Consider the following 14,951-nt stretch of genomic DNA (forward strand, 5'->3'; position numbering starts at 1 on the left):
TGAGGTTTGAAAATACCCATGGCTGGACCATAAGTTTTGAACGCACTATAGGTGCCGAACTATCTGACCTAACCATTTTCAATGAGGAATTTGTAAGGGTCAATGGAGAACAGCATATGGTCTCTAACAAAGATGGGATCAATTTAAGGCAAGGCTGTAAGAATTTTAGAATTGACAATATTTCCGGAATTACCGGAGATGATTTTATAGCACTATCCAATCTCGATACAGCCCCTGAGCTTATTAAAAAAAGTGGCGACATTACCGATAGTATGGTTACTGCCAGTAGGTGGTATGGACCAGAAGATGATATAGAACAGGTAGTAATAACCAATATTTCCTGTGAAAACAGGTATCGGGCCATTGCAATCAGGGCCAGTGATCAGGCCGGAATTCACCATGTTTATATCAATGGAGTGATTTTTAAAGCCAATGAGGGTCGCCATGATGCCATCCTTATTGGAGGCAGGGGATATGGTGAAGAATCCTTGCCGGGTAAAATCAATAATATACATGCCATGAATATTGTAGGGAATGGTCAATCTTTAGTAAGGATTCAGGCACAAGTAGCAGATTGTCATTTTATGAATGGAATGTACTCAGGGGAAAATACTTCTGCTACGCTGTATGAAATCGACTCTTTATCTACCTCCAATGTCACACAAAATACTTGGATCAAAGTGAAATAAGGAGTTTTATCCCTTTAATTCCTAAACTTTAATTTCTATAATTAGAAATAACATCTTAGCTTTAGAATGAAATGGTGGAAAAAGAAGGATTTTGTTTTAACAGATAAGGATAATTCTTTATTCTTAATAGATTATGGTAACGTAAACTCTTTAGGTTTTACCATTTCTTTTTCAATAAAAAGATTATTATCACAAAAAAACATAAAAAATGACCGGAGTTAAAAATTCTAGACCCCTTATAGTATTATTGTGCCTCGCCCTGCTTTTTACAGGTAAGGTTTTTTCCCAGAATGGAGCCAATCCTTCATTATTGGAGATAAACCCTCCGGATGGGCCAACGGATGATATGGTTAAAGCCATTGTAGGTGTTCGCCTCATCGATGGTTTGGGTGGGCCAGCTAAGGAAAATGTGACGGTTTTGGTCAAAGGAAACAGAATTGTTGAAATCGGATCAAAAAATCAGGTGAGCATTCCTGAAGGTGCAGAAGTTACAGAAGGAAAAGGGATGAGCCTATTGCCGGGGTTAATAGACGCTCACTTCCACAGTGCCAATAATAATAAATCCCTAAGCAGGCTTTTAAAATATGGAGTCACCACCATGAGAGATCCGGGGCATCCCATCAGGTTTTATCAGGCGCAGCATTTTGCTACCGGCGAAATGCCTAGGGTGTATGTGACCGGTGCACACCTCGATGGCTACCCTGGAGTGTATGTTCAACAAGCCACTCTGGTAAAAGATGCAGATCATATCCGATCACAAATTGGGGAGTATGTAGAAAATGGAGCTTCCGGAATCAAAATTTATTTTAGACTTCCATTGAAGTATATTGGAACAGTGATTAAAACAGCAGACTTTCACAAGATACCTGTTGTGGCACACTTAGAACTGGTAGATGCCGATGATGCAATTAGGGCCGGTTTAAAAGGAATTGAACATGTTACCTCTTTTGGTACTTCTATTGCTGATCCTAAAGATGCAGAAGAATTCAGGAAATCTGTTCAGGAGGACAGTAATAATAGAAGAGCAGGTAGGTATCAGTTGTGGTCAAAAATAGATTTGTCTTCAGACAGGGTGAAGGAAGTCCTTGCTTTGGCTGCCAAAAATAATGTTGTTTTGTCCCCTACCATTGCCACATTTGAAAAGCAATTTGGAGATGATGGCGTGAAAGAATATGAGGCGAAAGGGTTTAAAAACATGCTTGATTTTGTTGGCATGGCGCATAAGGCAGGAGTGAAAATTGTTACAGGTTCTCACAATAGCGGAAGATATGTAAAACCGGGACTTGCTTATCAAAGAGAAATGGAATTATTTGTGGAAGCAGGGATGAGTCCCATGGAGGTGATCTCTAGCAGTACGATTATCAATGCTGAATATTTCCGTACCCAGGAAAGATTGGGAAGCATTGAGACAGGGAAGTTGGCCGATTTAATTCTGGTAGAAGGAGATCCTTCTAAGGATATTAAGTCTATGTATTCCATTAAACAGGTGATGCTAAATGGCACTTGGGTAAAAAACAGTGGAACTATGGATTAATCTCCGGAAAATAAATTGATTGTATTTCTTTTTATTGCTAAGTCCCTCACTTAATTGTTTTAAGTGGGGGATTTAATTTTTGCTTCTTCTTCTTTTATCCCACCACACATAAATGATAAAACCTACTAAACTCACAGCCCCAAACCAAATTAATCCGGTTTTCATTTCCTCTCTGTTTTCTCCCAAGATAGCGATAGCTGCTGTTAAGGGTAAAATACCTAGCATAGTGGAGCCGATAAATCTCCAATAACCCATACGAAGCATCCCTGCTATGATACTGATGGCATCATTGGAGAGGAAAGGGGATAACCTGGTAACAATGACGGCCCAGAAACCATAATCCTCCAAAAATCCACTGATTTTTTTATTTGTTTTTTCTCCGAGCAATCGGTCAATGACCGGTGTACCGAAATTGACACCTACACCATAACCAATAGTTGAGGCGGTAAAGATGGCTAATAAAATAATTCCTGATCCTAACCATGGCCCGTAGGCCAAAATGGTGACCACCATCAATAAGAAAGAAGGAATGATAAACATAAACATTTGGACCACCATTGCCGCAACAATTATTAATGGACCCCATAACTCAAACTGATTTACCCAATTTGATATTCTTTGTTCATCATTGCTTCCCAATACCTCCCATGCTTCGTTGAAAAACTGATGGACAGATGAATTGAGGAAATACAAGCCGATCAAGCTTCCTAAAAATAAAAATGAAAAGATATAAGGCCATTTAGAAGTTTTCCTTTTTGACATTTACGAATTATTTGAACCAACCATTGAAAAATTTAGTAGTTTGTTCACTAAAATAATGCCGAACTGAAACAGTTAGCATTAAAATTTCAAAACAGGGAATATTTATCACTAAGACCGATAAAAAGGTCAATAATCCACCTCTATATTGAATTTTGATAACAAACCGGGCAATCCGGAAAGGGAGAATTTCGCTTTTTTGATCTTGTTGTTTGCCGGGTCAAGGTTGTAGTTAATGGCTGTTCTAAAATCAGCTTTTTCTAAAATGCTGTTATAAAAGGTGGCATGTAATAGGTCACAATTGTCGAAAATAGCAAAGCTCAGGTCGGCATTAGTGAAATCAACATCCTTTAATGAGCAGTGGTCAAACTTTGTTTTCTTTAAGTTTTTGGCTTGAAAAATGGAATAATCAAGGGAGCAACCGGTGAAGGAGGCCGAAAACAAAAAGTCATCGCATTTGCTGAAATCTATTCCCATTATTTTACAATGTTGAAATGCCACGCTTTTAAAAGCAGCATCTACAATATTGGTCATGGAAAAGTTACAATTGGTAAATTGGCAATCCATAAACTCTATTCTATACAGTTCACTATTAGAGAAATTACAATTGGAGAAGTGACATTTTTCGTAGGCTTCACCGGCCATTCGGTTTTCTGAATAATCGATTTGATCAAAAGTTTCTTTGTGAAAGGATTCACTTGCCATAGCTTAAGATAGTTGATGAAAGTTAAGGGGAAGTTTGACTTAGAATAGCGAAATTAAGTCAATGTGTGCATTAAAAAAATATCATTGCTTTTAATCGTGTATATTTTCACCTGTTCCATTGAAAGAAATACCCAGATTGGATTGGGGGCAACAGTCTCATCTTGAGGGTGATTCCCATGGCTTTCAAATCCCGCCCTAAGCCTTAAAAGGACGATTTTTTCATAAGTTTAAGTAGGACTCAGGTTTTTACGTAGTATCACTTCAAAATCAACCTCATCATTGTTGTTTGGAGATTTTCTTGCGATTACAATAATTCCCTGAGAAAGCTCAGAAAATCCTATGATGTAATAGGAGCATCAATAGGAGTGTCTGACTTAGAGAAACAAAAAATCCCCAAGGAATAATTGTCTTGGGGATTTGATAAGCAATTCGCTCAGTTTTGGGTGGAGTTTTTTTACTCTTCCCAGCCCCCACCTAATGCTCGGTAAAGGCTCACAATACTTTGTAATTGTTGAACTTTTAATTCTATATAATCTAGTTCAGAGGCCAAAGAATTGGATTGACTATTGATTACATCTAAATAATCTGCATAACCAACTTTAAACATGGTACTGGCATTGTCCACAGATCTTCTCTGCACGAGTACCTCATCTGTTTTGAGGGTTAACTCTTCTTTTAAAGTTTGGTACTCATTGACCAGACCTAATACTTCCAAATAACCACCCAAAACTGTTTGTTCATAATCATACAAGGCTACCTTTTGTTTGGCTTTGGCTGTTTCGTAAGCTGCCTTGATCCTGCTTCTGTTAAATACAGGAGCAACCAAGCCACCCCCTATTTGGTAGATTGTTGAAGCAGGGTTTAGAAATAGTTTGCTAAAATCAAAGGCATTGAATCCTGCCATCCCATAAAGGTTGAATGTTGGAAAAAAGGCAGTACGCGCGATACCCACTTCCAGGTTATTGGCCTGCAAGGTTTGTTCTGCAGCTCTAACATCAGGTCGTTTGGTTAATAGGGTAGAAGGTAGGCCTATTTCCAACACCGGAGGTAAAACATTGACTTCAGACAGTGATTCTCTTTGAATATTCGCAGGATAAGTTCCTATAAGGTAGGAAAGGTTTAACTCTGCTTGCTTCAATTCTCTACGTTTTCTTACAAGGATGCCTTTAGAATTCAACATCAATGCTTCAAACTGATCTATAGACAATTGACTTTCTTTACCGGCATTTTTTAAACTTTTTCCAAGTTCAAAAGCTTGTTCTTGAAAGGAAATATTGGACAATAAGGTTTCGATTTCTTCATCCAAGCCGATAATATTGTAATAGTTTTTAGCTATTTCTGCAATCAACCAGGTACGAGCAAGGTTACCCATTTCTACGGAGGACATGTATTCAGATAATGCCTGTTTTTTCCGCATATTTAGTTTACCCCAAATGTCCAACTCCCAATTGAACTCAGCACCAACCATAAAGTCGGTATATGGCTTGGGAATTCTTTTATCTTCGGGGACGGTAGAGGAAAGGTTGGTATCATCATTTCCTACACCATCCATGGTATAATCACCGAACTTTCTGACACTGCTTCCGGCGGTTAGATTGAGTTCTGGCAATTGCCCCATTTTGGCTCGGGTCATTGCTGCGCGCGCAATCCTTATATTCGCCAGGGTTTTTGCAACTTCCTGATTGTTTTCAAGTCCTTTTTCAATCAAACGATTTAGATGCTCATCAGCAAAAAAGGATCGCCATTGCACCATGGCTAAATTGGTACTGTCCCCTACAAGTTGGGTGCCCTGATAACTTGATGGTGGCACCTTGATATTCTCCAAAGAGGCTTTTTCTACCTTGCAAGAAGATAGGCTACTTAGTACCAAGAGGATTAATACGATATATTGGTATGAATTTCTGTTCATGATTTTGTTCAGTTTTAGAAACGATGGCAGGAATTAATCCAGCCATCGTCCCTTCCTTAGGATGTCTTAAGATCAGTAGAGTTGATCACCTTTTCGGCAACAGGGGCTTTATCCGGCTTATTATTTAGATATGCCGAAAGGGATTCAAAAGCCACATACAAACCAGGAATTAAAATAATCCCTACAAAAGTACCAATGAACATACCACCTGCAGCTGCTGTACCAATGGTTCGGTTACCAATTGCTCCGGCTCCACTGGCCAAAGCCAGAGGAATTAGACCACTAATAAAGGCAAAAGAAGTCATTAAAATAGGGCGTAACCTCTCTACTGCGGCATGTACTCCGGATTCCAGAATACCCATTCCTTTTTCTCTTGATTGTACCGCAATCTCAATGATTAGAATGGCATTTTTACCCAACAATCCTATCAACATGACCAAGGATACCTGTGCATAGATATTGTTTTCCAATCCGGTAATTTGTAACAATAAGAAGGAACCGAATATACCTGCCGGTAAGGATAAAATTACCGGAAGCGGAAGTAAATAGCTCTCATACTGGGCTGCAAGTAATAGGTAAACAAAAACCAAACAGATAAGAAAGATATACACCGCCTGATTACCTGAGGCGATTTGTTCTCTGGTAATACCTGACCAATCTATATTGAAGCCCCTAGGTAGGGTTGCTACAGCAGTTTCTTCGACCGCTCTGATGGCGTCACCACTTGAATAGCCAGGGGCGGCATCTCCATTAATCATGGCTGAGATAAACATATTGTACCTTGTCAATTGTTCCGGTCCATATATTCTTTCCAAATTGACAAAATTGGAATAAGGAACCATCTCCCCTTGATTGTTCTTGGTGTACATTTTCAAGAGTGACTCAGGGTTTGTTCTGAACTCAGGAGAGGCCTGAAGCATCACCTTATACATTTGTCCAAATTGGATGAAATTGGAACTGTAATAACTACCAATAAAGCTCTGTAGGGTAGCCATGGATTCTCTAATGTCTACACCAAGTTTGGCAGCCTTATCATGATCTACCCTTAAAATATACTGAGGGAAAGAAGGGTCAAAGTTGGTAAATACCTCTTGAATCTCAGGCCTGGCTCTCACTTCGTTTAGAAAATCCTCAACTGTGGAAGCAGTAAATGCTAAATCTCCACCGGTTCTGTCTTGCATTTGTAATTCAAACCCTGAAGCATTACCAAAACCCGGAACAGGAGGCGGAGCAAAAAATTGTATAGCTGCCCCTGTAATGTGAGCGGTTCTTTCTTGGTATTTTTCAATTAGCTGATTGACATCTTCCTCCCGGTTTTCCCAAGCCACAAGGTTAATCATCCCCATACCGTAAGAAGCACCTGCAGTTTCTGTTAATAAGCTATATCCTGCAAGGGTTGAAATAGTCTCTACTTCATCAAACGGTAAAATAGAAGCTTGCACATCATCCATTATTTGCTGTGTCCTATCCATGGTGGAACCCGGAGGAGTGGTCACATTGACATAGATCATCCCCTGATCTTCATTTGGGATAAAGCCTGATGGTAAGATTTGTGTCATTCCATAGGTCAGGAAGAAGAACAAAAGTAAAAGCCCAAAAGTAATGGTTTTTCTTCCTGCAGTTTTACCAATTAGACCGGCATATTTACCAGAGAATGCATCGTATTTTTCATTGAATTTTACAAAGAACCTGCTAATGAGGTTTTTCTTGCCTTCATGATGAACAGGCTTAAGTAAAATACTACACAAGGCCGGGGATAAGGTAAGTGCATTGATACCTGAGATTACGATGGCGATGGCCAGGGTTAAGGAAAATTGTCTATAGAAAATACCTACCGGACCGGAAAGGAAACTTACCGGGACAAACACTGCGGACATTACCAGTGTAATGGCAATAATAGCCCCACCAATTTCCTTCATTGCGGCAAATGTGGCATCTTGGGCATTCATTCCATCCTGATGCATTTTAACGTGCACCGCTTCCACCACCACAATGGCATTATCCACCACTATACCAATTGCCAATACCATTGCGAATAGGGTAAGCATGTTGATGGAAAAGCCAAATAGACTCATGAAAAAGAAGGTACCGACAAGAGATACAGGTACCGCAATTGCGGGTATAAGTGTAGATCTCCAATCCTGTAAGAAGATAAAAACCACAAAAGATACCAGCAAGAAGGCTTCAATTAATGTTTTAACCACTTCAGATATGGAAGCATCCAAGAATCGAGATACATCATAGGAAATATTATAAGACATGCCCGGAGGAAAAGAAGATTCCTCAAGTTCTGCCATTTTATCTTTGATGTTTTGAATTACCTCTCTGGCATTGGAACCCGGTCTTTGCTTGATCATAATGGATGCAGAAGGTTGCCCATCTGTCATCGATACCATATTGTAATCTTCAGAATCAAACTCCACTTCAGCAACATCTCGAATTTTTAACAAAGATCCATCAGGAAGTGCTTTTAGTGTTATATTTTCGTAATCCTCTTGACGATTAAATTTACCGGTATATTTCAATACATACTGTAAAGCCTGGGGATCCCTATCAGAGCTAATCCCTGATTTTCCCGGTGCTGCTTCTACGTTTTGGCTTTGTATGGCGTCGCTGATATCCTGTGGGGTTAAGTTGTAAGCAACCATTCTATCCGGGTTTAGCCAAATTCTCATGGCATAATCCCTGTTACCCATAATTTCAGCCCTACCTACACCATCAATCCGCTTTAATTCTGAAAGGATGTTAATGTCTGCAAAATTATAAACAAACTTTTCATCCTGAGTGGTGTCTGAGGTAATAAGGTTGAGGTAAAGCAACATAGAGTTTACTTCTTTCTCGGTCATTACACCTGCACGAATAACTTCTTCAGGAAGTTCATCTACCACTGTGGCCACTCTGTTTTGAACGTTTACAGCTGCCTGGTCAGGATCTGTACCTACATTAAAAAACACAGTGATGACAGAAACACCATCATTGGTGTTTACTGAAGACATATACGTCATTCCCGGCACCCCATTAATGGCTCTTTCGAGTGGGGTGGTAACAGCTTTGGTGACCACTTCCGCATTTGCACCTCGATATTGTGAGGTTACAGTAACGGAGGGAGGAACAATTTCAGGGAATTGTGTAACTGGTAATCCCAGCAGGGCTAATAATCCTAGCAAAGTGATCAAAATTGAGATCACCGTAGAAAGGATAGGCCTTTTTATAAATAAATCAAACATGTGAAAATATTTTTAACCTTTACAGGTTGATGTCCAAGGATTTGTAAATTTCTTCTTCTCCAACAGGATTTGTTTTGACGGTTGCATCATCTTTCAATAACTGTATACCTTCTAAAACAACTTTGTCATTGGGGCTGAAGTCTTGAGCGATATAAAATAACCCATGCCTTCCCAGGGGACGGAAACTACGGACATTGACTTTATTTTCACTGTCTACCAAATACACATAGTTGTACTCTTGAATCTCAAAAGTAGATTTTTGGGGTATAAGGTAAACATCATTAAGCATACTTTTCATTTGTACTTTACCACTAGCATGCTTGATCAGTTGATCAGGGTTTGGAAATCTTACCCTTAAGGCAATGGAACCTGTACCTTGTTCAAAATCTGCTTCCATGGTTTCTAGTTTTCCTTTATAAGGATAAACCACACCATCAGACATAATCAAAGAAATTTCTTCCTGTTCTTTTTGCAAGGTTTCTGTAACCTGCTGATTCATTTGCTCATCATCTGACTCCTTGTCTAATTCACCTCTCATGAACTCAAGGTATTCATTCTCTGTGATTCTGTAATAAGCGAAAATTTCACTAATGTCTGTGATGTTGGTCAATAAGTCACCACTTTTCACAAGACTACCGGTCTTATAAGGGATTCTATCAACGATTCCGTCAAACGGAGCTTTTACCGTTGTATATGACAAGCCGACTTGAGCATTTTTGAGCATAGATTGTGCTTCCAAAATCGCTGATTGAGCCATCTCTTTTTTAGACTGGGCCAACTCTAACTCAGATTGGGAATAGATTTTTTTGTCTACAAGCACTTTAAGCCTTTCCACTTCCAGGCTGGCAGATTTTTCTTCTGCTTTGGCTTGCATCAATTTGGCTTGAGCGGAATTTACCAATTCATTGTATTCTGCTGAGGACAACTGAAATAATGGTTGGCCCTTTTTTACGCTTTGCCCTTCATCTACATAAATGTTTTCAACAAATCCTTCCACCTTAGATCTAACTTCAACAAACTGGATGGCCTGAAGGTCGCAAACATAGGTTTGGGGCACTTCGATGCTTTTGGGAGACAAAGTAAAGACCGGAACTTCCAATACTTCAGCATTCTTTTTGCCTTTTCCGTTTCCCTCACTACATGACACGGATGTGAAAGCAATCCCTGCCAAATAAAGCAATGTGATGATTGTTCGGTATTCCAAAAAGGAAGACCTGAACCATTGGTTTGTGTTTAACATTTCTTTTAAATAAAGTTAAAATTACAATAAATTGATACTAAGATTTTATGGTAAGACAGCCTTAGCAATGTTTATAAGGCATATTTACCGGATTATTAAGGGGTGTATTCTGACAATTACCCATACATTTTTGCTTTTAAAACTAAAATATACAGTTTGAACTTAACTCAAGGTGCATTTTTACAAATCACCAAAGAGATGATTCGTTTCAGTTGCCTGAGTGAAGTCGATGTACAGATTCTTTTGGGAATATTTAATGAAGTTATTATCAGACTTTTGAAATCATTTGCCTTCAAATAAAAAGTGGGTAATAAAGCGTTTTTTTGGGGAGAGTAATTGGTGAATGTTCTGGTCAAGGAGGTTGGGAAATCCAAATAATCATAATCCAACATTCCAATTTCAAAGTCTGGCGAGGGGAAATTGTACATGGCCTTTTCTCCTTCTGCAACAGAAAGACTAATTAAAAAGATAGCCAATAAATTGGTCAATACCACTCTAATCAAAAATGCCCCTATTTTATATTTGCCAAAATTCACAGCACAAAAATAGAAAAAAAATATTGAATAGACTGACCGCTTACAAAAGCAAACTAGGCCTTAATACAATTAAAACCCATGTTTTAAGATTTATTAAACAATAATTTTAAATTTTCTAATGCCCAATAAAATCAGAATAAGTGTTGAAAAAACTTACATTCTGAGCACCGCTAATTAGTAAACTTTTTTAGGTAATATAACCTCTTTTTCCACTTTCAATAGCTAGTCAAGCCTACTAAAATACAATATAAGTTTAGCTACCTAACCAGATGTAAATTAATAGGGTAATGACACATAGCCCCAAGGAAACTGGCTTGGCGTATTTCCAAGGCTTCATTTCTAAGACCGGAGCCTTTTTGACAAAAGTATTGGGCTTTCCGGGGAAATAATGGCTGACAGCATACATGACCAAAAGATTAATGATAAATTCTATTGCCCAAATGTGTATGAAATGGATGCCCGAATCAAATATAAAAGTGGTCAATAAATAAAAAGACAATCCTGTGAATAAGCCTACCTTGGCACCATTTGCAGTAATTTTTGGTATGAAAAAACCTGCAATTAAAATAGAAGCGATAGGAATAAAGAAGATACCGTTCAATTGCTGCATCAGTTGGTAAAGGCCTTCAGGGGCATTTCCTACCAGTGGAGCAATTAAAATGGCAAATACCGCCAAGGTAAGCGAACTTAAACGACCTACATAAACTAATTTTTTGTCACTTGACTCTTTGTCTATTAGCTTTTTGTAGATGTCAAGGCTAAAAATAGTCGCAGCAGAATTTAAAACACTGTTAAAGGTACTTAATATCGCTCCCAGCACAACCGCAGCGAAAAATCCAAGCAAACCAAGCGGCATCACACGTGTCAATAATACAGGATAGATAAAGTCCTGGTTGTCATAATATTGATCTTGGTAATAGTAATAGGCGATTATTCCCGGGATTACAATAATCAATGGAATGAAAATTTTCATCATTCCGGTAAACAATAAGCCTTTTTGGGCTTCTGCCATGTTTTTAGCACCAAAGGCACGCTGAATAATGGTTTGATTCATCCCCCAAAAATACAATTGATTGATCATAAGACCTGTGAAAATGGTGCTGAATGGAAGGACTGAATCTTCTTTACCTATGACATTAAATTTCTCTGGAGCGTATTCATATACTTTGGACATACCTGTTATAATATTGCCTTCCCCTATATCCCAAAGTGCAAAGATTGGAACCAATAGTCCACCAATCAATAGGCCAATGGCATTGATGGAATCTGATAAAGCCACGGCTTTTAGACCCCCAAAAATGGCATATATGGAACCAATGACCCCAATGGTTACGACGGTGATCCAAATCCCTTCAGATTGACTTACATTAAACACCTCAGAAACATTAAATATGCTCTCCAAATTAATGGCTCCTGTGTACAATACTATGGGGAGCAAGGTGACGACAAAGGACACCATCAATAAAAAAGCAACAATGGTTTTTGTAGTTCCGTCATACCTTTGTTCAAGGCATTGAGGGATGGTGGTTAAGCCCATTTTAAGGTAAATGGGTAAGAAGTATAGGGCTGCAATAACCAATGCTATGGCGCTGGTAACCTCCCAGGCGATGATAATCATCCCATTTTTATAGGCAGATCCATTAAGTCCGATCAGGTGCTCCGTAGAGATATTGGTCAGGATCATGGAGCCTGCAATTACTCCTCCCGTTAGGGATCTACCTCCTAGGAAATAGCCATCTCTTGAGCTGATGTCATCTTTCCTTAATTTGTACCATGAAAAAATTGCAACAAATAATGTAAATCCTATAAAGGTTAAAGCAGTGAGCATAGTATAAAGTTAAATTGCTGCCCGGTTTTTTACGGACAGCAATCAAGGTTGGGTTTATTAGCTAGTAGTGATTAAAACTTTAAGGTCGCAGGAAGATACTTTGCTACCAAATCTTCATAATAGGGCCGCAAAGCTTTTGCATCCGGTGGTACAGGGACTTTAGAATACAAGTCATAGGGATTGAATTTATCCACCCACTTAAACATTTCCCTGTCATGATCATTCATCAAATGATCATACGCATTCTCCCTGTGTTGGGCATAAAAAGAATGGTACCTAATCATGTATAAGGCCGGTTCCGGAAGGTGATCTTTCATCATTTGGTATAAATACTCATCGTGACCCCAAGACATATTGACATTGTCTAGCCCGGTGTTTTTTTCGTAAATACCATATTTGGTATTGTACCTTCCGTCATTGCTGTCTGGGTTTGCTTCGAAAAATTCAGGGTAAACAATTTTGTCTGAATGTTGACAACCTACTGGGAAGGTATCTCCAACAACTGCCCATTGTGGTTCTCCAAACAAGCAGAGTATTTTTCCAAAATCATGAATAAATCCGGTTAGCACAAACCAATCAGGATGTCCATCTGCTCGTATGGCTTCCGATGTTTGGAGCAAGTGTTGCAGTTGATCCAAACTTGTGTCCGGATCAGAATCATCCACCAAGGTGTTGAGGTAATCAATGGCCTCCCAAAATGGCATTTCTTTTTTATCGAAATTGAGAAATTCCACCTGTTTTTCCTTTACAAAATCGACTGTTTGGTATAGGTGATTGAGGCGATAAAATTCCTTGACCGTATCTACCCTTTCGGAGTCATGGTAATTGCGGTAATCAGATTTTTCCTTGGAGTCTTCGGCTTTAGGCTTTGGATACCTTACTTTTAAATCAGCCTCCCAGTCTTCTATATTGTCAAGGGGATTATTTTCTTTACTTGTTAATTCCTGTCCCATGAATTAGAGGTTTATTATCAATGCGTTAAATTTATAAAAAACAAATGAATGTTTGTTCTAAAATCAAATTTTCAAGCTAAAAATTATTAAAATTTAGCAAGTATATAGGTTCATTCGTAAAGTAAGCGCTTAGTTCCGCTTTACTTTATTAAAATAAACATTTGAAAGCTCAGGTCAACAGGCATGATTGCACTGGGCGTTAAAAGAAATAATCTCCATTTACAATGCTGAGCTGTTGCTTATTTTAGCAGCAATGCTTCTTTTATCATTTTAAGGGTATTGGTATTGGTTTCACTGTCACACTTTATTTCCAGTAATTTGGGATTTAGGGATTTGTCAAAAAATGTTTGCAGTCCGGATTGAAGCCCATCCATACTTTTTACAAGCTGGTATTGGAAGTTAAATTCATCCGCCAAATGTTTACCATCCAGTTTTTGTTTGGTTTCAAAATATTCATCCAATTCGGGCAATTTAGAAGGTCCATCGATCATTCGGAAGATCCCACCTCCCTGGTTATTAAAAAGAATGACCCGTAGGTTAGGCAAATTGTATTGGTGCCAAAATGCATTTCTGTCATAAAAGAAAGCCATGTCTCCGGTAAGTAGCACCACCGGCTCTTTAGTAGTAAATGTGCATCCTACAGCCGTACTATTTGATCCATCAATTCCACTTGTCCCCCTATTGCAAATAATTTCAAGATCATCTCCACCAAGACCTAAAAAGTTTACATTTCTAATGGCCATGCTATTGGCGATATGTAGCTTTACATAAGCCGGTAGCGCTTTTAGTATTTTCTCTAATGCATTCAACTCCCCAAATGGGGCCCGGTCAAGTAAGGTCGGTAATTTTGTTTTGACAGCTTCGTTTTTTTTCAGCCATTCATTTTCAAAAGAAGCCTCCAACTTGTTGGCTTCTTTTTGAAAGAATTCCAAAAATGTTTTCGGCTTTAGCCTAATGATTTGATTCAAATTTTGATAAGTATCAGGAACCTGATCATGTTGTTGAATGTGCCAGTGGGCAATTTTCTGTTTTCTTAAAAACAATTTTAAGGCCTTTGAAACAATGGATTTTCCAAAGCTTATAATGAGCTCCGGAACCATTTGTTCTGATTGATTGAGTAATAGTAAGTCATGGTGTTTGATTGTAGCCTCCTGAGCCATATTGCTGATGGCATCAGTAACTACCACAGCTTGGTGGTTCTCAGCAATAGACTTTAGTAAATTTTTAATCTCACAGTCAGGACGCTGTTGGCCCGGGATGATCAATACTTTTTGAATCTTTTTTAGTTCTGAGTTTAATTGAACTACACTTTCTTCTCTGAGTTGGGAGTTAGATAGGTGCAGATCTAAATCGACTTCAAGGTCGGTAAGCTCGAAAGGGTATGCTTCATTTGCTTGTGGATAAAAAGGCTCTCTTAAAGGAATATTGATATGAACCGGCCCCATAGGGAAATCTTCTGCTTGAATAAGGGCTTCTTTTACTATCCTTTTGGCATGCCATAATTTGTCCGGGTGAGATACTTCATCCGGGAAGGTATAGCTGTTTTTGATATGATGTCCATAGATGTTTTC

General features: G+C 38.7%; 10 protein-coding genes and 1 pseudogene. 2 read left to right on the forward strand and 9 right to left on the reverse strand.

Features of this window, described 5'->3' with window-relative positions; all coding sequences use genetic code 11:
- A pseudogene (locus tag AAC037_RS05925) lies at nt 1–689 on the forward strand (hypothetical protein); the annotation flags it as partial.
- Between the two features lie 208 nt (nt 690–897).
- Complete coding sequence (locus tag AAC037_RS05930) at nt 898–2,223, forward strand: amidohydrolase family protein (RefSeq protein ID WP_339902120.1); 1,326 nt, start codon at nt 898–900, stop codon at nt 2,221–2,223.
- A gap of 72 nt (nt 2,224–2,295) precedes the next feature.
- On the opposite strand, the gene AAC037_RS05935 is transcribed toward AAC037_RS05930, so the two are convergent.
- From AAC037_RS05935 to AAC037_RS05975, 9 genes are all read right to left on the reverse strand, one after another.
- Entirely contained in the window at nt 2,296–2,985 is a 690-nt protein-coding gene (locus tag AAC037_RS05935) for a TVP38/TMEM64 family protein (RefSeq protein WP_339902121.1), read from the reverse strand.
- Nucleotides 2,986–3,111: 126 nt separating this feature from the next.
- Nucleotides 3,112–3,687, reverse strand: coding sequence for a pentapeptide repeat-containing protein (locus tag AAC037_RS05940; protein WP_339902122.1), 576 nt, complete (start codon nt 3,685–3,687; stop codon nt 3,112–3,114).
- A 454-nt stretch (nt 3,688–4,141) separates the two neighbouring features.
- Nucleotides 4,142–5,596 carry an efflux transporter outer membrane subunit gene (locus tag AAC037_RS05945; protein ID WP_339902123.1) on the reverse strand — a complete coding sequence of 485 codons (1,455 nt, stop codon included), beginning with the start codon at nt 5,594–5,596 and terminating at the stop codon, nt 4,142–4,144.
- Between the two features lie 56 nt (nt 5,597–5,652).
- Entirely contained in the window at nt 5,653–8,823 is a 3,171-nt protein-coding gene (locus AAC037_RS05950) for an efflux RND transporter permease subunit (protein WP_339902124.1), read from the reverse strand.
- Between the two features lie 19 nt (nt 8,824–8,842).
- Nucleotides 8,843–10,063: an efflux RND transporter periplasmic adaptor subunit gene (locus tag AAC037_RS05955; RefSeq protein WP_339902125.1), complete on the reverse strand. Its 1,221-nt coding sequence runs from the start codon at nt 10,061–10,063 to the stop codon at nt 8,843–8,845.
- A 167-nt stretch (nt 10,064–10,230) separates the two neighbouring features.
- Entirely contained in the window at nt 10,231–10,566 is a 336-nt protein-coding gene (locus AAC037_RS05960) for a hypothetical protein (protein WP_339902126.1), read from the reverse strand.
- A 286-nt stretch (nt 10,567–10,852) separates the two neighbouring features.
- A complete protein-coding gene (locus AAC037_RS05965; protein ID WP_339902127.1) occupies nt 10,853–12,427 on the reverse strand; it encodes a solute:sodium symporter family transporter in 1,575 nt (524 codons plus the stop codon).
- A 71-nt stretch (nt 12,428–12,498) separates the two neighbouring features.
- Nucleotides 12,499–13,380, reverse strand: a complete 882-nt coding sequence (locus AAC037_RS05970) for an inositol oxygenase family protein (RefSeq protein ID WP_339902128.1) — start codon at nt 13,378–13,380, stop codon at nt 12,499–12,501.
- A 239-nt stretch (nt 13,381–13,619) separates the two neighbouring features.
- Nucleotides 13,620–14,951, reverse strand: a 1,332-nt coding sequence (locus AAC037_RS05975; RefSeq protein WP_339902129.1) for a 2-succinyl-5-enolpyruvyl-6-hydroxy-3-cyclohexene-1-carboxylic-acid synthase, incomplete at its 5' end; no start/stop codon positions are given.

The organism is uncultured Cyclobacterium sp., from assembly GCF_963976465.1.
Classification (GTDB): domain Bacteria; phylum Bacteroidota; class Bacteroidia; order Cytophagales; family Cyclobacteriaceae; genus Cyclobacterium.

Coding starts and splice junctions, on each gene's coding strand:
- AAC037_RS05930 (WP_339902120.1), top strand. CDS start 898: ATGACCGGAGTTAAAAATTCTAGACCCCTTATAGTATTATTGTGCCTC.
- AAC037_RS05935 (WP_339902121.1), bottom strand. CDS start 2,985: ATGTCAAAAAGGAAAACTTCTAAATGGCCTTATATCTTTTCATTTTTA.
- AAC037_RS05940 (WP_339902122.1), bottom strand. CDS start 3,687: ATGGCAAGTGAATCCTTTCACAAAGAAACTTTTGATCAAATCGATTAT.
- AAC037_RS05945 (WP_339902123.1), bottom strand. CDS start 5,596: ATGAACAGAAATTCATACCAATATATCGTATTAATCCTCTTGGTACTA.
- AAC037_RS05950 (WP_339902124.1), bottom strand. CDS start 8,823: ATGTTTGATTTATTTATAAAAAGGCCTATCCTTTCTACGGTGATCTCA.
- AAC037_RS05955 (WP_339902125.1), bottom strand. CDS start 10,063: ATGTTAAACACAAACCAATGGTTCAGGTCTTCCTTTTTGGAATACCGA.
- AAC037_RS05965 (WP_339902127.1), bottom strand. CDS start 12,427: ATGCTCACTGCTTTAACCTTTATAGGATTTACATTATTTGTTGCAATT.
- AAC037_RS05970 (WP_339902128.1), bottom strand. CDS start 13,380: ATGGGACAGGAATTAACAAGTAAAGAAAATAATCCCCTTGACAATATA.